Source organism: Kitasatospora sp. NPDC032757 (genome assembly GCF_055579305.1).
Genome location: NZ_JBVINN010000015.1, coordinates 69,145 through 95,107 on the forward strand (window position 1 = coordinate 69,145; position 25,963 = coordinate 95,107).

19 protein-coding genes and 2 pseudogenes are annotated in these 25,963 nt (G+C 74.4%); 11 read left to right on the forward strand and 10 right to left on the reverse strand.

Annotated features, from left to right (window positions below):
- Positions 1–65: 65 nt before the first annotated feature.
- Entirely contained in the window at positions 66–1,478 is a 1,413-nt protein-coding gene (locus ACZ5WK_RS18830; protein ID WP_465548516.1) for a DUF2252 domain-containing protein, read from the reverse strand.
- Positions 1,479–1,940: 462 nt separating this feature from the next.
- Here ACZ5WK_RS18830 and ACZ5WK_RS18835 point away from each other — a divergent pair, with 462 nt between their 5' ends.
- The 4 genes and pseudogenes from ACZ5WK_RS18835 to ACZ5WK_RS18850 all read left to right on the forward strand — a co-directional run bounded on the left by ACZ5WK_RS18835 (position 1,941) and on the right by ACZ5WK_RS18850 (position 5,590).
- A complete protein-coding gene (locus ACZ5WK_RS18835; protein ID WP_465548585.1) occupies positions 1,941–2,576 on the forward strand; it encodes a DUF4360 domain-containing protein in 636 nt (211 codons plus the stop codon).
- 210 nt (positions 2,577–2,786) lie between these two features.
- Positions 2,787–2,864, forward strand: coding sequence for a hypothetical protein (locus ACZ5WK_RS18840; RefSeq protein ID WP_464336931.1), 78 nt, complete (start codon positions 2,787–2,789; stop codon positions 2,862–2,864).
- Between the two features lie 314 nt (positions 2,865–3,178).
- A complete protein-coding gene (locus ACZ5WK_RS18845; protein WP_465548517.1) occupies positions 3,179–4,387 on the forward strand; it encodes a threonine synthase in 1,209 nt (402 codons plus the stop codon).
- A 355-nt stretch (positions 4,388–4,742) separates the two neighbouring features.
- Positions 4,743–5,590, forward strand: a pseudogene (locus tag ACZ5WK_RS18850) (IS5 family transposase).
- A 19-nt stretch (positions 5,591–5,609) separates the two neighbouring features.
- Here the strand turns inward: ACZ5WK_RS18850 and ACZ5WK_RS18855 are convergent.
- Complete coding sequence (locus ACZ5WK_RS18855; RefSeq protein WP_465548518.1) at positions 5,610–5,858, reverse strand: hypothetical protein; 249 nt, start codon at positions 5,856–5,858, stop codon at positions 5,610–5,612.
- A gap of 107 nt (positions 5,859–5,965) precedes the next feature.
- On the opposite strand from ACZ5WK_RS18855, the gene ACZ5WK_RS18860 reads away from it, so the two are divergent.
- Both ACZ5WK_RS18860 and ACZ5WK_RS18865 read left to right on the forward strand, forming a co-directional pair.
- The gene (locus ACZ5WK_RS18860) at positions 5,966–6,469 is read left to right on the forward strand and encodes an RICIN domain-containing protein (protein WP_465548519.1); all 504 of its coding nucleotides are present in this window, start codon (positions 5,966–5,968) and stop codon (positions 6,467–6,469) included.
- A gap of 250 nt (positions 6,470–6,719) precedes the next feature.
- Positions 6,720–7,567, forward strand: a pseudogene (locus ACZ5WK_RS18865) (IS5 family transposase).
- On the opposite strand, the gene ACZ5WK_RS18870 reads toward ACZ5WK_RS18865, so the two are convergent.
- Positions 7,457–8,086: a hypothetical protein gene (locus tag ACZ5WK_RS18870; RefSeq protein WP_465548520.1), complete on the reverse strand. Its 630-nt coding sequence runs from the start codon at positions 8,084–8,086 to the stop codon at positions 7,457–7,459. The pseudogene ACZ5WK_RS18865 and the gene ACZ5WK_RS18870 sit on opposite strands and share 111 nt — an antisense overlap.
- Before the next feature lie 105 nt (positions 8,087–8,191).
- Positions 8,192–8,914 carry a DUF6193 family natural product biosynthesis protein gene (locus tag ACZ5WK_RS18875; protein ID WP_465548521.1) on the reverse strand — a complete coding sequence of 241 codons (723 nt, stop codon included), beginning with the start codon at positions 8,912–8,914 and terminating at the stop codon, positions 8,192–8,194.
- Positions 8,915–9,123: 209 nt separating this feature from the next.
- On the opposite strand from ACZ5WK_RS18875, the gene ACZ5WK_RS18880 reads away from it, so the two are divergent.
- Positions 9,124–10,185 carry a restriction endonuclease gene (locus tag ACZ5WK_RS18880; protein WP_465548522.1) on the forward strand — a complete coding sequence of 354 codons (1,062 nt, stop codon included), beginning with the start codon at positions 9,124–9,126 and terminating at the stop codon, positions 10,183–10,185.
- Positions 10,186–10,320: 135 nt separating this feature from the next.
- On the opposite strand, the gene ACZ5WK_RS18885 is transcribed toward ACZ5WK_RS18880, so the two are convergent.
- Together ACZ5WK_RS18885 and ACZ5WK_RS18890 are read right to left on the reverse strand one after the other, a co-directional pair.
- Complete coding sequence (locus ACZ5WK_RS18885) at positions 10,321–10,968, reverse strand: hypothetical protein (protein WP_465548523.1); 648 nt, start codon at positions 10,966–10,968, stop codon at positions 10,321–10,323.
- Positions 10,969–11,030: 62 nt separating this feature from the next.
- Positions 11,031–11,930 carry a glycoside hydrolase family 25 protein gene (locus tag ACZ5WK_RS18890; RefSeq protein ID WP_465548524.1) on the reverse strand — a complete coding sequence of 300 codons (900 nt, stop codon included), beginning with the start codon at positions 11,928–11,930 and terminating at the stop codon, positions 11,031–11,033.
- A gap of 265 nt (positions 11,931–12,195) precedes the next feature.
- Here ACZ5WK_RS18890 and ACZ5WK_RS18895 point away from each other — a divergent pair, with 265 nt between their 5' ends.
- Positions 12,196–16,290, forward strand: coding sequence for an nSTAND1 domain-containing NTPase (locus tag ACZ5WK_RS18895; RefSeq protein WP_465548525.1), 4,095 nt, complete (start codon positions 12,196–12,198; stop codon positions 16,288–16,290).
- Between the two features lie 276 nt (positions 16,291–16,566).
- The gene (locus ACZ5WK_RS18900; RefSeq protein ID WP_465548526.1) at positions 16,567–17,859 is read left to right on the forward strand and encodes a lipase family protein; all 1,293 of its coding nucleotides are present in this window, start codon (positions 16,567–16,569) and stop codon (positions 17,857–17,859) included.
- A 198-nt stretch (positions 17,860–18,057) separates the two neighbouring features.
- Here ACZ5WK_RS18900 and ACZ5WK_RS18905 read toward each other — a convergent pair whose 3' ends face one another.
- Both ACZ5WK_RS18905 and ACZ5WK_RS18910 read right to left on the reverse strand, forming a co-directional pair.
- Positions 18,058–19,551, reverse strand: a complete 1,494-nt coding sequence (locus ACZ5WK_RS18905; protein ID WP_465548527.1) for a phytoene desaturase family protein — start codon at positions 19,549–19,551, stop codon at positions 18,058–18,060.
- Between the two features lie 191 nt (positions 19,552–19,742).
- Positions 19,743–20,282: a hypothetical protein gene (locus ACZ5WK_RS18910; RefSeq protein ID WP_465548528.1), complete on the reverse strand. Its 540-nt coding sequence runs from the start codon at positions 20,280–20,282 to the stop codon at positions 19,743–19,745.
- Positions 20,283–20,537: 255 nt separating this feature from the next.
- On the opposite strand from ACZ5WK_RS18910, the gene ACZ5WK_RS18915 reads away from it, so the two are divergent.
- Both ACZ5WK_RS18915 and ACZ5WK_RS18920 read left to right on the forward strand, forming a co-directional pair.
- The gene (locus ACZ5WK_RS18915) at positions 20,538–21,419 is read left to right on the forward strand and encodes a TIGR04222 domain-containing membrane protein (protein WP_465548529.1); all 882 of its coding nucleotides are present in this window, start codon (positions 20,538–20,540) and stop codon (positions 21,417–21,419) included.
- Between the two features lie 112 nt (positions 21,420–21,531).
- Positions 21,532–24,753, forward strand: a complete 3,222-nt coding sequence (locus ACZ5WK_RS18920) for a DEAD/DEAH box helicase (RefSeq protein WP_465548530.1) — start codon at positions 21,532–21,534, stop codon at positions 24,751–24,753.
- A gap of 109 nt (positions 24,754–24,862) precedes the next feature.
- Here the strand turns inward: ACZ5WK_RS18920 and ACZ5WK_RS18925 are convergent, their stop codons facing one another.
- Positions 24,863–25,057: a hypothetical protein gene (locus ACZ5WK_RS18925; RefSeq protein ID WP_465548531.1), complete on the reverse strand. Its 195-nt coding sequence runs from the start codon at positions 25,055–25,057 to the stop codon at positions 24,863–24,865.
- Positions 25,058–25,167: 110 nt separating this feature from the next.
- On the reverse strand, positions 25,168–25,860 hold the full coding sequence (locus ACZ5WK_RS18930) for a restriction endonuclease (RefSeq protein ID WP_465548532.1): 693 nt from the start codon (positions 25,858–25,860) through the stop codon (positions 25,168–25,170).
- Between the last annotated feature and the right edge of the window lie 103 nt (positions 25,861–25,963).

Consider the following 25,963-nt stretch of genomic DNA (forward strand, 5'->3'; position numbering starts at 1 on the left):
TCGGTGGGGGTGACGGGGCACCCGCGACCGCCCCGCGTGGTGGGCTCAGCCCGTTTCAGCCCGTTTCAGCCCGTCTCGGCCGGGAGGCGGCCCGCGTCGATCGCGTCGACCAGGGCCCGGTGGTCCCGCTCGTTCTGGTCGGCGTACGCCTCCGCGAACCGCACCAGGGCCCGGTCGAACACGTCCCCCTTCCCGAGGTAGGCGGCGATGGCGATGCGATCCCCGGACCGCGCGTGCGCCCGGGCCAGCGTGGCCCCGCACAGCTCGCCGAAGGCCCGCATGCCGCGCGGCACCATCTTCTCGGCGACCACGATGCCCTTCCAGTCGCGGAGCTGGCGGATGTAGAAGTCCCGGGTCCTGCCGTCGATCCCCTCGACGCGCTCCCAGCCGAGGAAGATGTCGCTGGTCGCCTGCATCAGACGCTGGCCGGCGACCACCCGCTCGCCCTGGTTGTGGTAGAGGCTCGCGCCGACGTACGGGGCCAGCACCGAGACGCCGGCCTCCTTGGCCTGGAGGAACAGCGGGTCGTCGCCGTCCCGGCCGAGCAGCAGGAAGATCCAGCACCGGGTGCCGACGCTGCCGACACCGACGACCTTGCGGGCCGCGTCCACCAGCCGGAATCCGCTGAGCAGGGCCCGCCGGTCGGAGGGGAGGGTGCGCGCGTAACGCTGGACCAGGCCGTGGAACAGCGTCATCAGGGCCGACCGTTCCACATCCGGCAGGAGGTCGGCGATCGGGACGAGCAACGGCGGATCGGCGGCGATCCGCACCCGGCCGTCCACCATCTCGGTGAGCTTGCCGAAGGCCTGCAGGCTGTCGCGGGTGCGCGCCTTCGACATCGCCTCGTCGAGGCCCTGGCGCGCCCGTTTGGACACCCGGCCGACCGCCAGCTCGCGCAGGCGCTGCGAGTCCAGCTGCGCGTACCAGACGTCCAGGTTGCGCATCCCCGCGAACCGCCGCATCGTCTCCCGGTACGAGCGGACCGTCGCGGCGACGATGCCCGCGCGCTCCGTCTCGTCGAACCCGTTCGCCCGGCCCGCGATCACCAGGCTCGACGCCAGCCGCTTCACGTCCCACTCCCAGGGACCGGGCAGTGTCTCGTCGAAGTCGTTGATGTCGAAGACCAGCCGCCGTTCCGGTGACGCGAGCAGCCGGAAGTTCAGCATGTGGGCGTCGCCGCACAGCTGTACCCGGACGCCCGAGTCGGGGGTGCCCGCGAGATCGGACGCCATCAGCGCGGCCGCACCACGGTAGAAGCGGAACGGGGACTCGCTCATCCGCCCGTAGCGGATCGGCACCAGCTCCGGAACCCGCAGCGCCGACTGGGCCTGCAGGATCGCCAGCGGATCGGGCCGGTCCGGGCCCGGCCGGTACTCGCCGTGGGCGGAACGCGGCGTCGGGTGGCGCGCCGCCCGGCCGCCCGCCGCCCGCTCCTCGGGGGTGGCGCGCCGCACCGGGCGCGTCTGGTCGTGGCCCATTCGGTCCTCCCGTCCGACCGGGCCGCGCTCCCGCCCGCCCCGCCCTGCGGGGGAGCATCGGCCTGCCAGGGGAGCGTCGGCCGCCGTCCTCCGATCATCGCCGCCACCGTCCGATCCGGCCCGCTGGGGGAGAGGCGTGGGCCGTCGGCCGGAGGCGCCGGGGCGGTCGGCCGTCGCGGATGCGGGTCAGGTCCGCCGCGGTCCGCGGTCCGCGGTCCGCAGTCGGCGGTGCGCGGTCCGCTGCACCGTGGCCCGCCGGACGGTCGGCGCCCGCGCACAGCCGGTGCCGGCCGTCGCGGGCGCGCCCGCCCCGGCGCGTTGCGATGCGCCCTCCCGCACTCCCTGTACGTGACGGGTCCCAGGTGCTGACATGGACGCGACAACCCGCTGAGGTCCGCACGTGGGGGTGCGAGACCGGAAACGGCGGGCAAGTGGAAGGAAACACCCGTGACCGTACGCACCATGGCCGTCGGCGGCGCAGCCGCGGCACTGCTCGTCATCCCGCTCAGCGGCGTCGCCGCCGGCACGGGCTGGACGACGCCTCCGCCGGACAAGATCGTCATCGACGTGGCCACCGTCAACGGATCCGGCTGCCCGGCCGGCACGGCGGCCGTCGCCGTCTCCCCGGACAACACCGCCTTCACGGTCACCTACAGCAACTACATCGCGCAGGTGGGCGTCGGGTCCAAGCCCACCGACTTCCGCAAGAACTGCCAGCTCAACCTGAACGTCCACGTCCCGCAGGGCTTCACCTACGCGATCGCCTCCGCCGACTACCGCGGCTTCGCCCACCTGGAGAAGGGGGCGACCGGGACGCAGCGCGCCAGCTACTACTTCCAGGGCTCGCCCCAGACCACCTCGCGCAGCCACCAGTTCGCCGGAGCGCTCGACAACAGCTGGCAGGCGACCGACACGGTCGACGTCGAAGCCCTGGTCTGGGCGCCCTGCGGGGAGCTGCGCAACTTCAACATCAACACCGAGCTCCGGGTCGGCGCCGGCACGTCGGACCCGACCAGGACCACCAGCTTCATGACCATGGACTCCATCGACGGCAGCATCAACACCATCTACCACCTCGCCTGGAAGCACTGCCCCTGATCGTGCCCCGATCCGGGGCGTCCGCCCGGCCGCGAAACCGCGCGGCCGGGCGGACGGGCGGTTCGCAGCCGGGAGCCGGGAGCCGGGAGCCGGATGAGCAGGGGCCGGGGCGGGGACCGGGTGGGTCGGCCCGGCTTCCGCAGGCCTGCGCGGGCCCGGTGTGCGACGGTGGATAGCGGGAGCAGTGTTCCCGTCGCGAGAGGAGTGGCCATGTCGTCGAAGCGTCGACGCAAGAAGAAGGCACGGGCGAGGCGCGGGGCGAACCACGGTCGTCGCCCCCAGTGCTGAGTTCCACCCTGTACGTCACCGGCAGCCCGGCGAGGGGCTGCCGGTGGCTCTTGTGCCGCCTCCGGCGCGGTCCGGGAGGCGCGGCCGCTCCCGCCGACCGGCAGGAGGGCCCGCTGGGGGCGGGCGCCCGTTCCGTGCGTCACCGGCCCCCGGTGCCGGGCGTCCCGGGCTGCGCGCCTGAGTGGAACCAGCCATTCCTGAGGGCGGTCTGACTCGACGTCGTCAGGCACCACATTTCCGTAAGACCGTCAGATCGCCGCCCCGGTAGGCATACCGCCCGTCCACCGTCCGGGCCGCCTCGTAGGATTTCGGGCATGACGACGGCACCGTCCCTGGCCTCGGGCCAGCGCTCCCTCGGCGACCCGCAGGTCCGCTATCCGCTGCTCCCCCCGCTGACCCGCGGCTGTCCGCGCACCAGCACCGAGACCGTCTCCTACCCGGTCGAGGTCGACTACGACTATGCGCGCGTGCCCGCCGACTTCCTCACCGCGCGGCCCGCCGGCCCCGGGCTCGACCGCTGGGCGGCGCTGCTGCCGCCGCTGGACGCTCCGGGGCTCGGCGAGGGCGGCACGCCGCTGGTCGGCCTCGGCGGCGGCGTGTACGTCAAGGACGAGTCGCGCAACCCGACCTGGAGCCACAAGGACCGGCTCAACCGCTGCACCGTCAGCGCCGCGCTCGCCACCGGCGCCCCCGGCGTGGTGGTGGCCTCCTCCGGCAACCACGGCGCCTCCGCCGCGGCCTATGCGGCCCGCGCCGGGCTGCGCTGCGTCGTTCTCGCCTCTCCCGACGTGCCGCCGGCCGCCGCCTCCTTCCTGAACGCGTACGGGGCCGTGGTCCTGCCGGTGCCCGTCGAGGCGCGGTGGCCGCTGACCGAGCGCATCGTGGCGGAGTTCGGGCTCTTCCCGGTCAGCAACCTCACCCCCTTCCACACCGGCAGCTCCTTCGGGCCGGAGGGCTACAAGACCGTCGCGTACGAGATCGCCGCCGACCTCGGCGTGCCCGCCGCGGTCTTCGTGCCGACCGGCTACGGCGAACTGCTCTTCGGCGTCGGCAAGGGCTTCGCCGAACTGCACCGTCTCGGCCTCACCGACCGCGTCCCGCGGCTGTTCAGCTGTGAGCCGGCCACCGGAGGGCCGCTCGCCGCCGCCGTCCGCGAGCGGCTTCCCGTCGCCCGGGTCGAGGTCGGGGCCACCGATGCGTACGGCATCGACTGCCCGGTCAGCGGCTACCGCGGTGTCCTGGCCCTGCGCGACAGCGGCGGCCGGCCGCTGCTGCTCGACGACCGGCGGCTGCGCGAGGCCCAGGCCGAACTCGCCGCCCAGGGCCTGTGGGTGGAGCTGTCGGCCGCGGCCGGGCTGGCGGGCCTGCGAGCCCTGGACGAGCCGATCGACGGGCCGGTGGTCTGCGTCTCCACCTCCAGCGGCTTCAAGGACCGCGGTGTCGGCCTCAACCCGCCGGCCCCCGCGGACCCGGCCTGGGACGCCGTCCGCAGCCGCCTGCGCGCCGCGGGCCTCAAGGGCTGACCGGCCACCGCGGCACCGGGACCCGGGCTGACAGGCCTGCGTGGTCAGCCGTGCTGCGCGGCCTTCGGCCCGGCCCCCGGCGGGCGCGTCCCGGTCGGGTGGTGCCGCCGGGTCGGCGGCGACGTGAGCCGGGCGACCAACTGCCGGGCGGCCTCACGTCCGTCGGGGCGGGGCGCCGGCACCCGGGGGCCGGCCAGGTGCCGCGCGGTGAGCGACTTGGCGCGGACCGCGGCCCAGTCCTCAGAGGGCGTTCGATAGGGGATTCCCCCCAACTGTCCGGCTTTGAATGGTGCGGCGCGGAATCGGTTTCAGGATCCCGTAGCGGCCGGGTCCGTGTCCGCGATATTGATCAACCGTGACGGAACGACGCCGGTATCCCTCGGACCTGAAGGACGATCAGTGGGAGCTCATCGAGCCCATGCTGCTGGAGTGGCGACGCACTCGCGCCGAGGGGCGTGAGCCCACGACCGAGCTGCGCGAGGTGGTGAACGCGATCCTCTACGTCGCGCGGACCGGGATCGCCTGGCGCTACCTGCCGCACGACTTCCCGCCCCACACCACCGTCTACGGCTACTTCAGGAATGGGAACGCGACGGCACCACCGAGCAGATCCACGACACGCTCCGTGACCAGCTGCGGGCGAAGAAGGGCCGTCGGATCCTGCCGACAGCGGCGATCATCGACGCCCAGTCGGTGAAGGCCTCGCCGAACGCCCCGGCCGACAGCCAGGGCTACGACGGCGGGAAGCGGGTCAAGGGCCGCAAGCGCCACATCGCCACCGACACCCTCGGCCTGCTCCTGGTCCTGATCGTCACCGCCGCCGGGGTCCAGGACTCCGCCGGTGGCAAGCAGGTCCTGGACACCCTCGCCACCCAGTGGCCCACGGTGATCAAGGCGTGGGTGGACGCCGGCTACAACAACGGCGTCGTCAGGCACGGCGCCGCACTCGACATCGACGTCGAGGTCGTGGCCCGGGACAAGGAACAGAAGGGCTTCGTCGTGCAGCCGATCCGCTGGCGCGTGGAGCAGACCTTCGGGATCATGTCCCGGTACCGGCGCCTCCACCGCGACTACGAGGAACTGCCGGACCGGTCACGCTCGATGATCCAGTGGGCCATGGTGAACTCCATGGCCGACCGCCTGACCGCCAGCCCGGACAGAACCGGACAATACCTCCGCCCGAAACCGCTCGCGGCAGCCTAAATCGGTATCGAACGCCCTCTCAGAGGAACGGCTTGGTGTCCGGCTCGAAGCCGAACGGCTCGGGCAGCGACAGGGGCTGACCGAACGGGACGAGATGCACTTCGGTGTACTCGTCCCGTTGTGGTTTGCCGAAGACGCTGATGACGGACTTCTCTCGGTCGATCAGCGGACAGAGCGGGATGGCGGCTCGCGCGTAGCAGCGGACGTACCACCCGGAGGCGCCTCGGCCCGCCCAAGCCGACAGGCCGGGAGGCCGGAATGCGCGCATGGTCAAGGCTTCCTGCACGCGCTGCAAAGCCGAACCACCCGGAACGCGCCTAGGCTCGCCAATCGGGTCGCACACCGGCCCGGTCGTCATCTCATGGGGGAAGTCTTATGAAGAAGATCCTCACCACCGCCGTGGCAGCGGGCCTGGCGTTGGCTGGTTCCGTGCTGGCCGCACCCACGCCGGCCTCCGCGGCCTCGTGGCACCACATCGAGAGCATAAACAGCAGGTGCCTGGAGGTCGAGAACTCCTCGAAGGCCGACGGCGCCCGCGTGCAGCTCTGGGACTGCAACGGGCAGACCGCGGCCAGCTGGCACCTCGTGCCGACCGACTTCGAGTCGAGCTGGAACTACATCGTCAACGACAGCACCGGAATGTGCCTCGAGATCGAGAACGGCTCGGGCAATGAGGGCGCCCGGGCGCAGCAGTGGACCTGCAACGGACAGGATGCCGCGAAGTGGAACATCTCCTATGTGCAAAACGGCTCCCACGTGATCGAGAACTACGCCAGTCACCTGTTCCTGGAGGTCGAGAACTCCAACAGCTACAACGGCGCCGCTGTGCAGCAGTGGAGCCTGGGGAACCAGCGCGGGGCCCGCTGGAACCTGTGGTGAGCCTGCTCCGCCATCCGTGATCCGCGGCCGTCGTGGCACACCGGCGCCATGACCTCCGGTCAGCGACTGTGCGCCGCGACGGCGGCCAACGATCCCTCTGAGAGGACGTCCTGCGTGAATGCGTAGGACGTCCTCTCAGAGGGCGTTCGATAGGGGATTCCCCCCAACTGTCCGGCTTTGAATGGTGCGGCGCGGAATCGGTTTCAGGATCCCGTAGCGGCCGGGTCCGTGTCCGCGATATTGATCAACCGTGACGGAACGACGCCGGTATCCCTCGGACCTGAAGGACGATCAGTGGGAGCTCATCGAGCCCATGCTGCTGGAGTGGCGACGCACTCGCGCCGAGGGGCGTGAGCCCACGACCGAGCTGCGCGAGGTGGTGAACGCGATCCTCTACGTCGCGCGGACCGGGATCGCCTGGCGCTACCTGCCGCACGACTTCCCGCCCCACACCACCGTCTACGGCTACTTCAGGAATGGGAACGCGACGGCACCACCGAGCAGATCCACGACACGCTCCGTGACCAGCTGCGGGCGAAGAAGGGCCGTCGGATCCTGCCGACAGCGGCGATCATCGACGCCCAGTCGGTGAAGGCCTCGCCGAACGCCCCGGCCGACAGCCAGGGCTACGACGGCGGGAAGCGGGTCAAGGGCCGCAAGCGCCACATCGCCACCGACACCCTCGGCCTGCTCCTGGTCCTGATCGTCACCGCCGCCGGGGTCCAGGACTCCGCCGGTGGCAAGCAGGTCCTGGACACCCTCGCCACCCAGTGGCCCACGGTGATCAAGGCGTGGGTGGACGCCGGCTACAACAACGGCGTCGTCAGGCACGGCGCCGCACTCGACATCGACGTCGAGGTCGTGGCCCGGGACAAGGAACAGAAGGGCTTCGTCGTGCAGCCGATCCGCTGGCGCGTGGAGCAGACCTTCGGGATCATGTCCCGGTACCGGCGCCTCCACCGCGACTACGAGGAACTGCCGGACCGGTCACGCTCGATGATCCAGTGGGCCATGGTGAACTCCATGGCCGACCGCCTGACCGCCAGCCCGGACAGAACCGGACAATACCTCCGCCCGAAACCGCTCGCGGCAGCCTAAATCAGTATCGAACGCCCTCTCACGGCTGACCACGGCGACGTGCCCCTCGACGTGGGCCTTGGCGTCCTTCCAGTCGTCCGGCGGTGCCATCAGGACACGAAGGTCCCGATCGTTCAACCACTCCAGTCCCAGCACCTGGCGGCCGCAGTGGTGCTCGATGAGCGATCGGACGGCGCCGGAGTCCAGGTCCAGGAGAAGGAGCTCGCCCTCGAAGAGGTAGCCGCCGTCGTAGTCGCCCGTCCCCACCGCGAGCACCGGCAGGGTCGGATGTAAGGCCATCGCCTGCACGGGGAAATGCGTCTCCAGGCGCAGACGGCGGCGGGCACGGTCGGTGACATCGAAGACGCCGACGGTCCTGGCCCCGCCGCACTCGTCGGCGCCGGCCACGGCGACCAACTGCCGCCGCCTGGCGGTGACGGCGAGGACCGGCTCGCCGAGCTCGGCGAAGGGGCTGTCACCGGCAGGCCGGTCGACGGGGAGCGAGGTGATACGGAGGATCGTCGCAAGGGCCGGGCCCAAGTGGAAATCGCCGGGCGGCAGTGGCGCGGGGGAGAAGCCGCGGCAGCGACGGACGCCGGGGTGGGCCGCCCTGGCGGCGGACCTGCGTGCCGGGTCTCCCGTCGCTCAGTCGCCGGGGCCGAGGTCCCGGGGGAGATGGGCGACGACGATGGCGACGGCTTCTTCCGGGGTGTCGGTGAGTGCGACGACCTCTCCCCCGCCCCGGACGACGTACTGCCCGTCGCGGTGGGGGTCGACCGAGTACCCGACGCGCTGGTAGGGCTGCTCGACGGTGGCCGAGAACCAGAGCATGAAGTGGCTGGTGACCGGGGTCAGTCGGCGCAGCGCCGGCTGGGCGTGGGCCGCCTCCGCGAGCGCGAGACTGTGGGGGTGACGGTTCCACGAGGGCAGGAAATGGCGGTCGATCAGGTGCCGCCAGGCCAGCTCGACGGGGTCGAGCGGCTCGCGTTCGTGGGCGAGGGCCCAGTCCCTGAACTCGATGAACGGCGCTGCCTGCCTGGTCTCCTGGAGGCCCGCGCCACTCGTCCACGCGGCCGCGGCCCGGACGGCGGCGGCCGGGTCGGCGGTCTGCCCGGCGGCGAGCCAGGCCCCGAGGCCCCGGCAGCGCACCAGGTAGCCGGGTGTGTCGTCGTAGGAACGGACGGCGACCCGGCGGCCGTCGGCGCTGTCGAACTCGGCGGTGAAGTGGTACCTCTCCTCCCACGGCACGGGCAGGCCGATCCCGAGCTCCTCGGCGGTGCGGCAGAGGAAGGCCGTGAGGCTTTCGGTGGTGGCGCGCTCCGGGCAGCGAGACGTGTCCGGGGTGATGCCCGGCGAGGACGAGGTCATGTGATCAGTCTGCCCGGTGCCGGGCCACCCGCGCGGGGCGATCCGCCGACAGCATCCCTGCTCCGGTGCACGCCGGGTGCCCGGCCCGAAGGCCCTCGGTGTGCGATCCCTCCCGAAAGTCTCATTTGTGACACGTGGCTGACGCAGCGTAGGCATGTCCCCTACGGTGACGCCTGCCGTCAACCCGTACACGTCCGAGGGAGCAGCCTATGTCCCGGAGCCGGAAGCTCCACCGCCTCAGCAGCCCTGACACCGACGAGCGTCGCGCGCAGCGCATGCTGTTCCGCCACCTCCGCGACGACACCACCGCGAATCGCGGCCGGATGGCGAAGCGGGTTCGCGAGCTCCAGCTCCTGCTGGCGATGGACCCGGTGGAGTTCGAGCAGCTCATCGCCCGGTTGATGGAGGCGATGGGCATGAAGGTCGAGTTGACGGCCCGGTCGCGGGACGGCGGGGTGGACGTGCGCGGCGTCGACACCGACCCCTTCCGCGGCGGCAACGTGATCGTGCAGGTGAAGCGGTACCGGGACACGGTGACGCCCTCGGCCGTGCGGGACTTGTACGGCACGCTGCAGCACGATCAGGCCGCGACGAAGGCCGTGCTCGTCACGACCAGCAGGTTCGGCCCGAGTTCGCACCAGTTCGTCGCGGGCAAGCCGATCACCCTGATCAACGGCGCCGAGCTGGTCGGCCTGCTCAAGCACCACGGCCTCCACGAGGTGTTCGCGGCCGCCCAGCACGGGGCCGACGGGGCCGACCTGCCCGGGATCGAGGTCGCCGCCGAGCCCGCCCGGCTTCTCCTCCACTGGACCGGTGAGGAGGAGTACGACATCGCCGCGCTGGTGTGCCAGGGGAACAGGGCCCTGTCGGACGAGCACCTGGTGTTCTACAACAACGCTTCGACGCCCGATGGTTCGGTGCGGCTGGTCACCGGCTACGGCGACGCCAACGCCTGCCTCATGGTCGACTTCGAGGCGCTGCCCGCCGCCGCGGACCGGCTCGTGATCGTTGCCGCGGCCGACACCGAGAACCACCCCGCGGCGACCATGGCGGGGTTCGCCGGGCCGGCGCTGATCCTGGAAGCCGGCGCCGACCAGGACCCGGCCGTGGCGCACCTGGCCGACGGTGCGGTGGCCAACACCGCGATGCGTCTGGGCCGGTTCGACCGCGACACCGCCGGGGACTGGGACTTCACGCCCGCCCTCGCCGGTTACCCGGGCGGACTGCGGCAGGCCGTCGTCGCCTACGGCCTGGAGGTCGACGAGGCGTAGGGGACCGGCACCCGCGAGGGCGTCGGCCCGGTCGCCTTGATGGCTGGGGGCGGAAGCGCGGCAGCGCCGACCGCACGCCCGTACCCCCGCGGGGCCGGGGAGACCGGCCACCGCGCGGGTACGGGGCGCAGGGCGTCAGTCGGCCAGGTTGACCGGGCGGTAGGCGTGGTAGCCGTCACCGGACTTCAGGCCGTAGCTGTGCGTGGTGTGGCGGGTGCCCACCTTGCCGGCCTGCTCGTAGGAGCGGTAGGAGTTGTGCTTGCCGTCCACCCAGCCGTCGAAGATGACGACGTGCCGGTGGTTGGAGTCGCTGCTGTTGGCCTTGATGACGAGGTCGCCCTGGCGCAGCTCGGACATCGCGATGGGCTTGGTCCAGCCGTCGTTCTTCAGCGACACCGTGTTCGGGCCCGACTTGGGGAGCTTGAGGGCCATCGAGGCGTAGCCGGAGCAGTCCTGACGGTAGCCGTCCTTCCAGTTCTTCTTCTGGCTGTAGGGCACGGGCTTGCCCGCGTTGTCGGTGAGCCAGATCTTGGCCCGCCGGATCTCCTCGGCGCGGGTGATCTTCGGCGCGGAGGCGCGCAGGTCGGCGTCGGTCCCGGCATCGGTGGCCTCGCCGCCGACCGCCTCGGCATCGGCCGAGGCGGCTGCGTCGTCGGCCGTGTCGGTGACGGCGGCGGCCGGCAGGGAGCCGGTCGGCAGCGCGGCGGCGGGCCCGGTGAGCACGAGCGAGCCGAGGACGGCGGCGGCGAGGGCGGTAATGGTCGAGCGGCGGATGTTCTTCACGGGTGCTGCCTCCTGTGGCATGCGGTGAGGGAAGAGGGTGGAGAGGGGAGTCGTGGGCGGTCTCAGCCCAGGTGGGCGAGGCGGCGCAGGGCGGCCCGGTCGGCGTGGAAGACGCTGGCGTCGACCTTGCCGGGGGTGCCGGGGACGGACGCGTGGTCGGTGTACTGCCAGAAGTCCCACCCGGTGGCGCCGGGCAGGGGCTGGGGCGGGGTGTCGCCGTAGCGGGCGAGCCAGACCGGGTAGCCGCTCAGCTCCTTCGTCCCGCCGAGGCAGTCGTCCACGAAGCCCTTGCGGGTGTAGACGATCGGGGCGGCGCCGGTGACCTTCCGGACCTGCTGGAGGAAGGCTTGCACCTGGCCGAGCTGGAGCCGGTGCCCCGCCTTGTCGCACTGCTCGAGGTCCAGCACCGGCGGGAGCTCGCCCGGCTTGGTGCCGGTGAAGCCCTCGTGGTGCAGCACGTCGAGGAAGTGGTCGGCCTGGGCGGAGCCGTCCTCGTCGGCGGTGAAGTAGTGGTAGCCGGTGCGGATGAGGTCCACCGAACGCGCGCCGGCGAGGTCCCGGGCGAACCAGCCGTCGGTGAAGCCGGTGCCCTGGGTGGCCTTGAGCATCACGAAGGACTGGCCGCTGCGGGCGATCGCCGGCCAGTCGAAGGCCTGCTTCTCCTCCGGTCCGTGGTCGCCGTGGTAGCTGTCGATGCCGCGCACGGTGTAGGCGTCCGGGCGGGCGCCGGCGGCCCCGGCGGGCGGCGCCGGCAGCAGGGCCGCCGCGCCCACGGCGGCCACCACGGCGGCGGCGACGGCGGTCACCCCGATCGCGTGCCGGAACGTGCCACCGGGCGTGCCACCGGACGCTGCGGACGTGCCACCGGCCGTCGGGCCGGCCGCCGTACGAGCCGCTGACGTACGAGCCGCCGCCGTCGCGCGGAGTGCGGCGCGGGAGGTCGGGCGGGATCGGAGCTTCACGTCGGGTTCTCCTCTGCTGCGGTTCACGGGTGGTGACGGATCGTCCGGAACCGACGGTGTGTCGGCCGGCGGTCCGCTGCCCGGTGAGAGCTTGGCCCGGGAACGGCGATGCTCGCACCTGTTGCCTGTTGTCGGCCGGGCAGGACATCCCGACAACCCCTCTGACCTGCCCGAATCACTCCTCCGAGGGGATTGCCCGACACCGCGTGACCAGGGCCGCACCGGCTCGTTGACCGATCGGGACCGAACGGATCGGGGGCTGACGGTGAGCACGGAGAGCGACGTGACCGGCCCGGACCCGACGCCGGAACGGGCGCCGGAGCCGGACGGGGCGGGATTCGGGGCGGTCCTGCGCACGCTGCGCCGCGGGGCCGGTCTCTCCCAGGCGGAGCTCGCCGGTCGCGTGCACTACGACAAGAGCCACATCAGCAAGGTGGAGAACGGAGACAAGCCGGCGACCGCCGATTTCGCCCGCGCGTGCGACCGTGCGCTGCGGGCCGGCGGCTCGCTGGTCGAGCTGGCGACGCGCGGGCAGTGCCCGTACCCGGGGCTCGCCTCCTTCAGGGCTGAGGACGAACGCTGGTTCCACGGCCGCGACCGGGCCCGCGCCGCCCTGCTCGGTCTGCTCGCCGAGCGCTCGGCGGACCGCGGCGGGCCCGTGCTGGTCGTCGGACCGTCCGGCGCCGGCAAGTCCTCACTGCTGCGGGCCGGCCTGATGCCTGCTCTGCGGCGCGCCGGCCTGGCCGGGCTGGGACCCGCCCCGGCGGCCGTCATCACCCCGACCGGCCGCCCGCTCGACCGCCTCGCGAGCCTCGCCGACGGCCAGGACGCGGTGTGGATCGTCGACCAGGCCGAGGAGCTGTTCACCCTCTGCACCGACCCCGAGGAGCGGCGGGCGTTCCTGGACGCCCTCTGCCGGGAGGCCGGCCCCGGGGGCGGCCGGCTGGTGGTCCTGGGTGTCCGGGCGGACCTCTACGGGCACTGCCTGGCGCACGACGGCCTGCTGCGGGCCGTCCGGCGCGGCCAGCTGGCGCTCGGTCCGATGAGCGCCGCCGAGGTGGCCGAGGCGATCACCGGCCCGGCCCGCACCGCCCGACTGGAGCTCGAACCCGGTCTGCTGGAGCTGATGTCGACCGACCTCGGGCTGGAGGGGGGCGGCACCTCGGGCGCCTACGACCCGGGCGCGCTGCCGCTGCTCGCCCACACCCTGCGCGCGGTCTGGCAGCAGCGCTCCGGCCGCTCGCTGACACTGGCCGGCTACCGGGCCATCGGCGGGCTGCACGGGTCGGTCGCGGCGACGGCGGAGCGCGCCTGGGCACGGCTGGACGACGACGAGGCGCGGGCCACCGCCCGCCGGGTGCTGCTCCGGATGGTCCACCTCGGGCCGGACGGCCGGACCTCGCGCCGCCGGGTGACGCGCGCGGCCCTGGCCGGCGCCCTGTCCGACGCCTGCGTGCCGGCCCAGTACCCACCGGCCCAGTACCCGCCGGCCTCGCGCCCGCCGGCCGCCCAGCCACCGGCCACGCATCAACCAGCCACGCATCAACCCCTCACGCCCGCAGCGGACGACCGGGTGCTGAGCCACGTGCTGGCCTCCTTCGCCGCCGACCGGCTGCTCACCGTCGACGCGAGCGGCGTGACGCTCTCCCACGAGGCGCTGCTGCGCGCCTGGCCGCGCCTGTGCGGCTGGGTCGAGGAGGGCCGGGCCGGCCTGCGCCTGCACCAGCAGCTCACCCAGGACGCGGAGCACTGGGCCGCGGCGGGCCGCGAGACGGCGCTGCTCTACCGGGGGAGCCGGCTGGAGCTGGCCCGGGAGTGGGCCGCGGAGCCCGCCGGCGAGGAACTGCTCACCCGGGTGGAGCGGGACTTCCTGGCGGCGGCGACGGCCCGGGCGGAGCACGAGCGGACGGCCGAGCGGCGCCGGGTGCGGACGCTGCGCCGGCTGGTGGCGGGGCTGGCCCTGTTGCTGGTGTCGGCGCTGCTGGCGGCCGGGTCCGCCTGGCAGCAGCGGGACCGCGCGACCACGGCCAACCGGACCAACCTCGCCCGTGCCCTGCTCTCCGAGGCGCAGCGCAACGCGGCCCAGGACCCGTACGCGGCGATGCTGGCGTCGGTCGAGGCCCGCCGGACGGCACGGTCCGGTGTCACGGGCCTGGAGCAGGCGGCCGACGACGCGGTGCTGAGCACCCAGTCGCAGTACCTGACGGGGCGGATCCCGGGGTTCGCCTGGGGCGTCAACGCGCTCGCTCTCAGCCCCGACGGGCGGTTGGTGGCCACCGGTGACTCCCAGGGGCAGGTGGCGCTCTGGGACACGCACACGACGGCCCTGGTGGCCGAGCTGCAGGACCACACCCTGGGCAAGCCGGTGCAGGACGTGGAGTTCAGCCCCGACGGCTCGCTGCTCGTCGCCGCGATCACCCGGGAGCCGAGCAGGCGGATCGTGCTCTGGCGGGTCGCCGACCGGCAGGAGCTGCCCTCGCCGGTGATGCCGCCGAGCACCACCGGGAGGTCCTCGGTGGCCAAGCGGCTCGCGTTCAGCCGGGACGGCGCGTTGCTGGCGGCGGGCAGCAGCGACGGCGACCTGCCGGGGCGGGTCTGGGTCTGGCGCACGGACGCCGGCGCGGCGCCTCCGGTACGGACGCTGACCGTCCACACCGGGGTCGTCCAGGGGCTGGGTTTCGGCCCCGGCCACCTGCTGGCCTCGGTGTCGACCGAGGGCGTCGTCCTGGTACGGGACCTCGACGCGCCGCCGGTCGGAGGCGGCCAGGAGGCACCGGCGGTGTTCGCCGGGCGGGCCACCGCGCCCCGTTCACTGGCCTTCGCGGCGGACGGCCGGCTGCTGGCGGTCGGCAGCGAGTACGGCGGCATCCGGCTCTGGCGCCCGCCGTCCGGCGGTCCCGCGTCGTCCGGCGGTCCCGCGTCGTCCGACGGTGCCCCGCCGTCCGGCGGCTCTTCCACCAGCCCCTCCGCCGACCCCTCCACGCCGCCGTCTGCCGACTCGTCCGAATCCCCGTCCGAAGCCGCCTCCGAAGCCCCGGCCGCGAGCGTGTCCGCCGCCCCGCCCGCCGGCCCCGACTGGTCCGTCACCGACCTGACGCCCGCCCACCTCGGCTCGGTCAACGCGCTGGCCCTCACCCCGGACGGGTCCACCCTGCTCTCGGCGGGCGCCGACCAGTCCACCCGGGTCTGGGACCTCCCCACCGGCCGGGTCACGGCGGAGCTGCGCGGTCACCCGACCTTCGTCCTCGGCGTCGCGGCCGGCGGCGACAACCGGACGGTCGTCACCTCGGCCGGCATCAGCTCCCCGCCCGGCAGCATCCTGATCTGGGACCTGCGCCGTGGCACCGACCTCGCCCCCGGCCCGGACCGCCCCCGCGTGACGGCGGTCGCCGCGGCCGGCGACCGCGCGGCGGTGGGCACGGCCGACGGGCGGATCGCACTCTGGGACGTCGCGGGCGCCACGCCGCGTGCGGTGGCGGTCTCCCCGGCCAGCGGACGGGCCGTCACCGGGCTGGCCTTCGACCGGGGCGGCCGCACGCTGGCAGCCGCGTTCGCGGGCGGCACCGTCCGGCTGGCCCGCGCCCGGGACGGCGTGCAGTCGGCCGTCACCGACGTGGGCGCCGAGCCGACGGCGGTGGCGCTCAGCCCCGACGGCACGGTGCTGGCGGTGGGGACGGAGAACGGGCGGCTGCTCACCGGTGCCCCGGACGGCTCACCGCTGCGGGCCCGCCCGCACACCCCCGGCGGCCCGGTGCACGCGCTGGCGTTCCTCGGGGACGGCGCCGAACTGGCCTTCGTGTGCGAGTCGCAGGCGGTCTGGCTGCTCACGGTCGCCGACCCGTCCGCGGATGCCCGGGCGAGCACCATGAAGCACCTGGACCACATCCGCCACCTGGCCGTCAGCCCGGACGGCCGCCGCCTGGCCACGGCCGGGAACGACCGCGTCGTCCTGGTCTGGGACGCCCGCACGGGCAAGCGCCCGGCCGGCGAAGCCCACGCGGACGCCGATCCCGGCGGCGACGCCCGCACCGTGGGCTCCGACACCGTCCGGGCCCTCGCGTTCGCACCGGACGGCAGCGCCGTCGCGGACGTCGGCCGTCAGGGTGTGCTGCGCCGGTGGGGGCTGACCGCCGCGGCTCCGACCGCCACCCTCACCGGCCCGGGGCAACCGCTCAACGGGCTCGCGTTCCTGCCCGACGGCCGCGTCCTGGCCGCGGGCGACAACGGCGCGGCGCCGCTCTGGAGCCTCGACCCGGCCAGGGTCGCCCGCGAGGCCTGCGTGGCCCTGCGCCCGCCCGTCCCCAGGCGTGACTGGCTCCGCCTGGCCCCCGGTGCCCCCTACCGCCCCGGCTGCCCCTGACGGTGTGCCCCGGAGCCGTCCGGTGGGGGGAGGGCACACCGGCAGTGGGCGCGCCGACCGGCCCCGCCTCCTCGGACCGGCCATGCCTGCGGCCGTTTGAGTGTGGGTCGGCCGCGCGCGCGTGTGCGGCGGTCGGGTGACGGCCCTCCTGGGCGAGCATCGCGACAGCGAATGACCTGAACGGTCATTCGTGGCCGTGGACGGTGAGGAACCATGCCGCGGCCCCTGTCGAGCGAAGGGAACCGACGCATGAGGGCATGGCAACGAGCCATGGCGGTGAGTGCACTGGTCACACTGGTCGCCATGGCGCAGCCGGGGACGGCAGTCGCGGGCGAGCCGGGCGGCGGCGGGGACCACGGGAGTCACGGCGCGACGCCGTGCGCACCGGGCGTCCGCGTCGGCCCGAGCGGTGCGGACTTCTACGAGCCGCCGTCGCCGCTCCCGAAGGGCCGCCACGGCGACGTCATCTGGGCACACCGGGTGCCCGCGCCCGAGCACGCCCACGCCTGCCGGGTCCTCTACCTGTCCACCCTGCACGACGGCACGCCGGCCGCCGTGTCCGGCCTGGTGATCTGGCCGGACGGCCCGGCGCCGCGCGGCGGCCGTGACGTGGTGGCCTGGGCGCACGGCACGGTCGGCGGGCCCCGCCAGTGCGCACCCTCGTCGGTGCCGGACCCCGCGGTCGACCTCGTCGACTACTTCACCTACCAGAGCCCTTACCCGATCGACGTGGGCGTCCCCGCGCTGACGGACTTCCTCGACGCCGGGAACGTCGTGGTGGCGACGGACTACCAGGGTCTGGGAACGCCGGGCGTGCACCAGTACGTGGTCGGCGCGACGGAGACCCGCAACGTCCTGGACTCGGTTCTGGCGGCCCGCCGGATCCCGGCGGTGCAGGCCGGCCGGGACCTGGCCGTGCTGGGCTGGTCGCAGGGCGGGGGTGCGGGGCTGTTCATCGGCGAGGACATCCGGAAGTACACGCCGGACCTGAACCTGGTCGGGGTCGCGGCGTTGGCCCCGGCCGCCGACCTCGGACCGGAGCTTGACGGGCTGGTGCTGCCCGGCCCGCGCAGCGACAGCTCGGAGTCGCACAACGCGGCGCTGCGGGTCAACGTCTACCGCGGCTTCCTCGCGGCCTACCCCGAGCTGAAGGCCCCGGAGGTGCTGCAGCCGGCCGGCCTTCAGGCGCTGGAGGGCGACGGGGTGGCCTGCATCGAGCACTTCGCCGACGTGATCCAGAACAACGTCGGCGACGCCCACCAGCTGCACACCCTGTTCCAGCCGATCCGGGACGTGCCGCAGACGTGGCGCAAGCGCTTCTACGAGAACACCCAGGGCTACGAGACCAGCGTCGCGCCACTGCTGGTGATGCAGGGCACCGCGGACACCGTCATCAACCCGCACTCCACCGCCCAGTACATCCGGCGCGCCTGCGGTTTCAGCGAGCCGGTCGAGTACACCACGTACGAGGGTGCCGGCCACAACACCATTCCCTTCGTCGCGCAGCAGGAGTACCTGGGCTGGATCGCCGACCGCTTCGCCGGCCGTCCGGCACCGTCCAACTGCTGACCCGCCGCACCAGGTGAACCCTGCTGCTCGCCGGGCCGCACGGACTCCGCACTCCGCGGCGCCGTGCGGCCCGAGGCCCCGTCCGTACGGGGAGACCATGCGCCTGCGCCACCCGGACGGCGGTACCGCCCACCTCGCCTCCTGCACCAACGTCCACCCCGCCCGGGCCCCGGCCGCAGGCTCGCGTCCGTGACGACGTCAGCGGTGGCGGCCGGCCCGGCGGAGGCGGTGCAGGGCGGTCTCGGCGGCGTTGGCGCCGCACATGCCGTGGACCCCGGGGCCGGGCGGGGTGGCGGCGGAGCAGAGGTAGTGGCCGGGGACGCCGGTGTCGTAGGGGCGGAGGGTGATGCGGGGGCCGAACAGCAGCTGGGGGATGTCCTTGGCCCCGGTCATGATGTCCCCGCCGACGAAGTTCGGGTTGTCGGCGGCGAAGTCGGAGGTGGTGCGGACGGAGCGGCCGATGACGCGCTCCCGGAACCCGGGGGCGAAGCGCTCGATCTGCGCCGTGACGGCCTCGGTGGCGTCACCGGTGTAGCCGTGCGGCACGTGCGCGTAGCTCCAGACGGGGTGGACGTCGCCGACGGAGCGTTGCGGGTCGGCCAGGTACTGCTGGCCGACGAGGACGAACGGCCGCTGCGGCATGCGCCCGGCGGCGATCTCCCGTTCGGTGGCGGCGACCTCCTCGAAGGTGCCGCCGAGGTGGACGATGCCGGCCCGCCGCGCCGGCTCGGCGGTCCACGGGACGCCGCCGGCCACAGCGAAGTCGACCTTGAAGGCGCCCGGTCCGTGCCGGAACCGGCGGTAGGCGCGGGCGACGCGGGGCGGCAGCCGGTCGCCGAGGATGCCGGCCACGGCGCTCGGCGCGAGGTCGAACATCGTGATGTCCGCGGGCGGGAGCTCGGCGGCCGAGCGGATCCGCCGGCCCGTTTCGATCGTGCCGCCCAGGTCGGTGAGCAGCGCGGCCAGCGCCCGGCTGATCGAGCGCGATCCTCCGGCGGCCACGGCCCAGCCGTACCGGTGGCCGGCCGCCAGGATGCCGAGACCGACGCCGGAACTGAGCGGACGCTCCAGCGGCTGGTAGGCGTGGGCCGCCACACCGCCGAACAGCGCACGGGCCTGGTCACCGGTGAACGCGCGTGCCAGGACCGTGGCCGGCAGCAGGGCCGGGGCGCCGAAGCGGGCCAGCCGCAGCGGGTGGCGGGGGAGGCGCAGCAGCGGGCGCATGATGTCCTCGGCGAGCTCGGCGTAGGCCGCGGCGGGTGCCGCGAACAGCCGGCGCCAGCGCGCACCGTCCGCGCCGAGCCCTTCCGCGGTCTCGTCGACGGAACGGTGCAGGACCCCGGCGGTGCCGTCGTCGAGAGGGTGGACGCAGTCGATCTCGGGCAGGCACCACCGGAGCCCGTAGCGGTGCAGGCCGAGGCCGCGCAGGAAGGCCGAGCCGACGGTGATCAGGTGGACGGCGGAGCAGTGGTCGTGCAGGAGTCCCGGAAGGATCGCCTCGCCGCTTCGGGCGCCGCCGCCGATCTCGTCGGCGGCCTCCAGGACGGTCACACGGACACCGGCCCGGGCGAGCCGGACGGCGGCGGCCAGCCCGTTCGGGCCGGCTCCGACGACGACGGCGGTGGTCTCGCCCGCCCGAGCGGCGCGTGACCGCCGGCCACGCCCGTCACCTGCTCCAGGAGTGCTGTCCACGGCACCAGTCTCCCGTGCGGGACCGGCCGAGGCCCGTGCACCACGGCGAGGACGGCCGACGCGGCGGGGCGGCGACGGGCGCGGTGCGTCGTGCACCTGCCGTCGGACGGGCGGCATCCGGGGCGTCCTGTGCCCGGCCGCGCAGACCGACTCCGGGAGCCGTTCCGAGCCGTGCCGTGCGACCGGCGGCGTCAGCCCAGCCCGCCCGCCCAGTCGGACAGGAGAGCGAAGTCGTCGGCGGTGAGGCCGGTCCGGCGATCCACCCGGTGCAGGAGGGCCGGACCGTCGTGGTGAGCCCGTGCCCAGGCCCGGTCCGCGTCGGTGATCTCGTCGTCGACCCAGGCGAACGGGCGCCCCCGCGCCCACGCGACGATCTCCGGTGTCTTCCAGAACACCCCGTCCGTCGGCTGGGGCTTCGGCTCGGACCAGGCGATGAACGGCAGGGCGGACAGCCCCAGCAGGGGCGCGATGAAGGTGTTGGCCTCCTCCTCCCAGGTCGTCGCCCAGACCAGGTCGAAGGGGAGCGCGGACAGGGCCGCCCCGTGGTCGGGGTTGAGCCAGACCCGAAGTGGCTTGACCGGCCTGTGCGGCAGCCCCCAGGTGTTGAGACGATGCCGCTCGGCGGCCTCCCACCGCGGCGTCAGCAGTCGGTGCGTCTCGTAGCCCTCTGGCCGCCTGTACGGCTTCGCCGCATACGGATTCAGTGGTCCGTCGACATCCACCAACAGCACCGGCCGCACCGGCCCACCCCCCCCGAGATCGTCCCCGCACGCTACCGGGCGGTGCCCCGCAGCCCAACCGCATTTCCCTCCCAGAGCCCGCGCCCCTGCGGCCGTGGAGGAGTGAGAAGACCGGGCGGGTCGTTCATGGCACCGGGACCGGCCGGGCCGCCCCGCGCGAGCGGTGCCGTCGTCAGGCCTCGGTAGTCTTGCGGGCACCGTGGTGGCCGGTCGGCCCGGGAGCCGGGTGTGGGGGGAGCGGTGGTCGTGCGAGGACGGGCGGAGGACGGGGCCGAACAGCCTTCGACGGAGGAGGAGTTGTCGCTGTACGAGCTGGCCTGGCTGGCGGGCGGCGGCTGGCGGGTCGCCGAGACGGCGCTGCTGCGGATGATCCTCACCAACCGGCTGGAGATGGACCGCAACGGGATGCTGCGGGTCATCCGGCCCCGGCCCCGGGACGAGGTCGAGGCCGTTCTGCTGGCGGCGATCGGCCCGTCCGGTACCGCCTTGATCGGCGCGCCACGGGCCGCGTTCGGTTCCAGCGCGCCGGCGGACGGGCTGGAGACGGGGCTGCGGGCCCGGGGTCTGCTGGTGGGCGGTCTCGGTCCGGCGCAGGCCCGGCGTCCGCGGCGGGTACTGGCCGGGTGCGTGGTCCCCGTCCTGGTCACCGTCGTATCGACCGCTGTCGCCGTCCTCGCCGCCCGGGCGGCCGTGGCCGTGCTCGGCGTGGACGCGGGCGCGGCGGTGGTACTGGGCGGGATCGCCGCACTGGTGGTGGCCGCGCCGTCGGCCCGCCGTCGGCGGCGGCAGGAGAGCGAGGGGAGCAGGGAGAGCGAGGACTACCAGCGCCCGGCCGACCGTGCCCGCCCACTGCTCGCCGCGCTGGAGGCCGGGGAGGCGGTCCCGCCGGGTTGGCGGCTGGCGGAGGACGTGCTCGCCCCGGTGGGGCGGACGTCGTGGAGTGCGGTCGCCGTGGTCGGTGTCGACGCACTGGGGAGGGACCGGCTCACCGGCGCCGTCCGCGGGCGCCAGGCGCTGCCCGGCCGCCGTCGCCGGCCGCGGGCCACCCGGGCCGAGGACGCCGACGCCGCCGGTGGGCCGGACGGGCGCGGCGCCGGGGCCATGCGCCAGGGCCCGGACATGACGTGAGCCGATCTGACGCGGCCTTACCCGACGCGGCCTGACCAGGCCCGCCGGTCCGGCGGGCCCATCCCGCGGAATCCCCTGCGCCGTGGGCCGGCCTGGTGCGAGAGTGGTCGTCGTGCACGAACAGGACACCGAAACCACCGAGCCGACCGTCCCTCAGCTGGTCGAACAGCGCTGGGGGAGCGCCCTCCCGGCCGAGGGCCTGCTGCTGCGCTTCACGGAACCGGGCTGGAGCTACCAGGAGCAGGTGCCCCGCCCGTGCCCCGACTGCGGCGAGCCGTTGCACTCGCTGCGCCGCCCGTACGAGGCGGGCGGACGCCAGTACCGGTACGTGGCCGTGGTCTGCCCGGCCTGCCCGCGCGCCTACACCCTCGCCGAGCTGGGTGTGAAGACCTACGACAAGCTGCTGCGCCCGGCCGCGCCGGCGTCCGACCCGGTGCCCGCCCAGCGGACCGTGACCGTGCGCACCGCCGCCCGGATCATGGCGGGACTGGAGCCCTGCGACCTCCCGGAGGGGACGGGACCGGGAGTGACCGTCACGCCGATCACGGGGTGGCGCCCGCCCGGCGCCACGGCCCGCCCCACGCCCGCCCCCGACTGGCCCGAGGACCTCCCCAGGCCCACGCAGCCGGAGACCCGGGCGCTCTGGTGGGGCAAGGTCACCGACCCCGCCCGGCCGCTTCCCGAGGCCGCCCTGCGCGCCGCCGACGACGCCCGGGTCATCCTCCCGGCCGGCGAGGACTTCGACGCGCTGGGCCGCGAACTGACCGCCCTCGGCGCGCAGGTGCGCCGCGCCGCGCACTGGGCCGAGGCCGAGCACGTGGCCACCGTGTCGGACCTCGGCGGGCGCACCGACCTGGTGGCCTGGCCGGCCGGCAGCGTCACCCCGGCCGCGGGCCCCGCCGCCCACGCGGCCCGGGACGCCTTCGCCGCCCAGTGGGACGCCCTGGACGACCTGCCCGCCGACGACGTGGACGCGTTCGTACCGGTCCAGGCGCTGGTGCCCGAGGCGTGGGCCGGGCTGCTGCCGCACCCCACCTTCAACCCGGTCCAGGCCGCCGCCGTCCCGGCCCTGCTGGACGGCGACGAGCACGTCATGGTGGTCGCCCCCACCGGGGCCGGCAAGACCGCGATCGGCGTGGTCGCCGCGCTCACCGCCTGCGAACGCGGCCGCAAGGCCGCCTGGCTGGTCCCGCAGCGCTCGCTGACCGACGAGCTCGACCGCGACCTCGACGCCTGGCGCCGGGCCGGGCGCCGCGTGGTCCGGCTGACCGGTGAGGCGGCGGTGGACACCGACCTGATCCGCGAGGCCGACCTCTGGGTGGCCACCACCGAGAAGTTCGAGGCGATCTGCCGCACCAGCTCACTGCGTGCCGCGCTCGCCGAGGTCGGCTGCCTGGTCGTCGACGAGATCCACCTGCTGGGCGACCCCACCCGCGGCCCGGTCCTGGAGGCCCTGCTCGCCCGGGTGCGGGAGGACGCCGCCCGGGTGCGGATCGTCGGCCTGTCCGCCACCGTGGCCAACGCCGAGGAGACCGCAGCCTGGCTGAACGCCCGTCTGATCCGCTCGCCCTGGCGGCCCACCCGGCTGACCTGGCAGCTGCCCGCGCTGCCCCCGGACGCGGACGCCCCCGACTGGGCGACCCGCAATCAGACCCGTACCCGGGAGGCCGTCCGGCTGGCCCGCCGGCACGGCGCGGACGGCGGCAGCGTGCTGGTGTTCTGCGGCAGCAAACGCTCGGTGCGCACCACCGCGCTCGCCCTGGCGCACGACCGCGGCGTCGACACGGCCGGCGTCGATGCGGACGACGTCGACCTGGTGGAGCGCCTGTGCAGCAAGGCCGGAGTGCAACTGCACTACCGTGACTGGCCGTTCAAGCGCGAGGCCGAACACGCCTTCCGCACCCGCGGGGCCGACGTCCTGGTGGCCACCTCCACCGTCGCCGCGGGCGTCAACCTGCCCGCCCGGGCCGTGATCGTGCGGGACACCCAGATCGGCCTGGACCGGATCGAGGTGTCCATGGTCCAGCAGATGTTCGGCCGGGCAGGCCGGATCGGTGCCGGCGAACGCGAAGGCTTCGCCCATCTGCTCACCGCCCCTGGCGAGCGCCACCACTGGCAGGCCCGGCTGGCCGCCGGGTACACCGTCACCTCCCGCATCCGCGACCGGCTCTCCGACCACCTGCTCGCCGAGGCCGTGCAGGGCCGGATCGCCACCCTCGCCCAGGCCGAACAGTGGTGGACCCGCACCTTCGCCTTCCACCAGGGCCAGCACCCCTTCGACCCGCTGTACGACGCCACCGAGTTCCTCACCGCCACCGGTTACCTCCGCCGCGCCGAGGGCGCCGAGACAGCCGAGACAGCCGAGGGCGACGCCGGGCTGGCGGCCACCGAACTCGGCAAGCTCACCAGCCGGTTCATGGTCGAGGCCGAACTCGCCGCCGCCCTCGCCGAGGCCGCCCACGCGCTGCCCGTCCCGGACGACCCGGACACCGCCGAGGACGCCCTCATCGCCATTCTGGCCACCCGTTTGCCCGCCCTCGAACAGGCCCCCTTCACCGAGCGGGCCAAGCGGGCACTGTTCCAGGTGCTGCGCACCGCGGGCCGCCCCGACGCCCCCGAGCAGCCTGGCGATGAGGCGGCGGAGGACGCCAAGCCCGTGGCCGGCGACCTCGCCCGCGCCGTCCTGCTGCTGGTCGCCCACAGCCCCCAGGCGTTCCGCGGCCGCAGCGCCTACGTCCTGGGCATCCCCACCGACTCGATGACGCCCGTGCTGGAGGAGGCGCAGCGCTACCTCGCCTGGCTCGGCGCCCAGGGCCACCTCGGCACCGTCCACCCGTGGATCGCCACCGTCGCCGCCGACCTCGCCCAGCGCATCCGCTGGCGCACCCTCGGACCGCGCCGCGGCGCCGGCCGGCTGCTCTGGATGTGCGAGCAGATGGCCACCCCCGCCCACACCACCGCCCTCGTCCCGGCCATGTGGAAGGCGGCCCGGGCCCGCGGCCTCGACTCCCCGGACTGGTCCGGCACCACGCCGCCCAGCAGCTGCCGGCTGTCCGCCGGGGACTACCAGGGGCTGCTGGCCGCCCGTGCGACCCGCACGACGATCACCCTGCACGCCGGCCACGCGGAGGTGCACGCCCCGCGCGGTGCCACCGTCCTCACCTGGAACGGCGCCGCGACCGCCCGTCACACCGGCACCGGCACGACCGTCGATCTCACGTACCCTGCTCCCGCTCCGGACGACCCGGCCGCCGGTCGCACCGGAGCCGCCGTCTTCACCCGCGGTGACCACACCGCGGGTGGCTGGGCCGCTGCCTACCGCACCATCAGTTGATGGAAGGTCAGGAGCGGGGAGGCGCCGGCCGAGTACCCAGCCCGGACGTCGCCCGGATGCCGCGCGGACGCGGTTCGGTCCCGACGGGCGCGGGCCGGCCCCGACGGCCTCAGTGGGTTGCCCGGGCCACCACGCCGACCAGGTGGACGATCGCCTGGCCCCACGGTGTGGCGGCGATGAGGACGCCGAACACGGTACAGAGGAGTGCGGTGAACTTCTCGTCGGCCCGGGAGCGGGCCTCGGTCCGGCGGCCCAGTCGGATGAGGATGATGATGGCGAGGGCCGCCGATGCGCTGACGGTCAAAGGAAGGTCCCCGTTCCTGAGAGCTGTCTGACGTGGTGTCCGGTCCGGTGGTGGGCTCCGGCCGCGGCCGGTCCGCGGGGCCGAGGCGTGGCGTGGCGTACGGGGGCTGGTCAGTGGCCCCGGCCGGACCGCGGTGCCGGGATGCGGGGCAGGAGCTCCCACAGCGGGCGGCCGTCGGCGGCCCAGCGGCCGAGGAGTTCGCGGTCGACCAGGACGACGTCCTGCTCGCGGCCCCACTTCACCGCCGGGGCGGTGAACTTGCCGTTGGTGACGACGACGGGCACCTCGGCCCGGTGCACCCGTTCATTGGTGCCGACCAGCGCGTACAGCACGCCGACCCCGACCGCCGCGCCGTGGGCCGGGTCCTGTTTGTGCTTGCACTGCAGCACCCAGCGGCGGCCCGTCGGGTCCGTCGCCAGGACGTCCGCACTCTGGTCGCCGCCGCCGCCGACCTGCTCCGCACGGCACCCGTCGCGACGCATCAAGTCCCGTACGGCGAACTCGAAGGCCCGGTGCCCCATGTGGTCCAGGCCGCCGGGCCCGGTCAGCGCGAGCCGCAGCCGGCGCTGCCGCTCGCGCGCCGCGGCCTCCCGGGCCCGGCGGCTCCGGGCCGCCACCACGGCGATGGCCGCGCCGGCCGTGAGCAGGACCACCAGCACCCACCAGTGCGCGAACAGCCACCGGAGCAACGCCAGGACGAGGCCGGCCACGACCACGCCACCGACCAGCCACAGGACGGCGGACTCCCCGCCGCCGCCCTTCCTCGAACCCCCGCGCCGTGCCGGCGGCCTGCGTGATCCCACCCGTTCTCCCCGCGACTCGGTTGTCAGGCGACGCACCTATGACACCAGCCGCCACGGGCAGCACAGCAGCCGCGCACGGGAGCACACCGACGGCGCCCGCCGA

Coding starts and splice junctions, on each gene's coding strand:
- ACZ5WK_RS18830 (WP_465548516.1), bottom strand. CDS start 1,478: ATGGGCCACGACCAGACGCGCCCGGTGCGGCGCGCCACCCCCGAGGAG.
- ACZ5WK_RS18875 (WP_465548521.1), bottom strand. CDS start 8,914: ATGACCTCGTCCTCGCCGGGCATCACCCCGGACACGTCTCGCTGCCCG.
- ACZ5WK_RS18860 (WP_465548519.1), top strand. CDS start 5,966: ATGAAGAAGATCCTCACCACCGCCGTGGCAGCGGGCCTGGCGTTGGCT.
- ACZ5WK_RS18845 (WP_465548517.1), top strand. CDS start 3,179: ATGACGACGGCACCGTCCCTGGCCTCGGGCCAGCGCTCCCTCGGCGAC.
- ACZ5WK_RS18835 (WP_465548585.1), top strand. CDS start 1,941: ATGGCCGTCGGCGGCGCAGCCGCGGCACTGCTCGTCATCCCGCTCAGC.
- ACZ5WK_RS18840 (WP_464336931.1), top strand. CDS start 2,787: ATGTCGTCGAAGCGTCGACGCAAGAAGAAGGCACGGGCGAGGCGCGGG.
- ACZ5WK_RS18880 (WP_465548522.1), top strand. CDS start 9,124: ATGTCCCGGAGCCGGAAGCTCCACCGCCTCAGCAGCCCTGACACCGAC.
- ACZ5WK_RS18855 (WP_465548518.1), bottom strand. CDS start 5,858: ATGCGCGCATTCCGGCCTCCCGGCCTGTCGGCTTGGGCGGGCCGAGGC.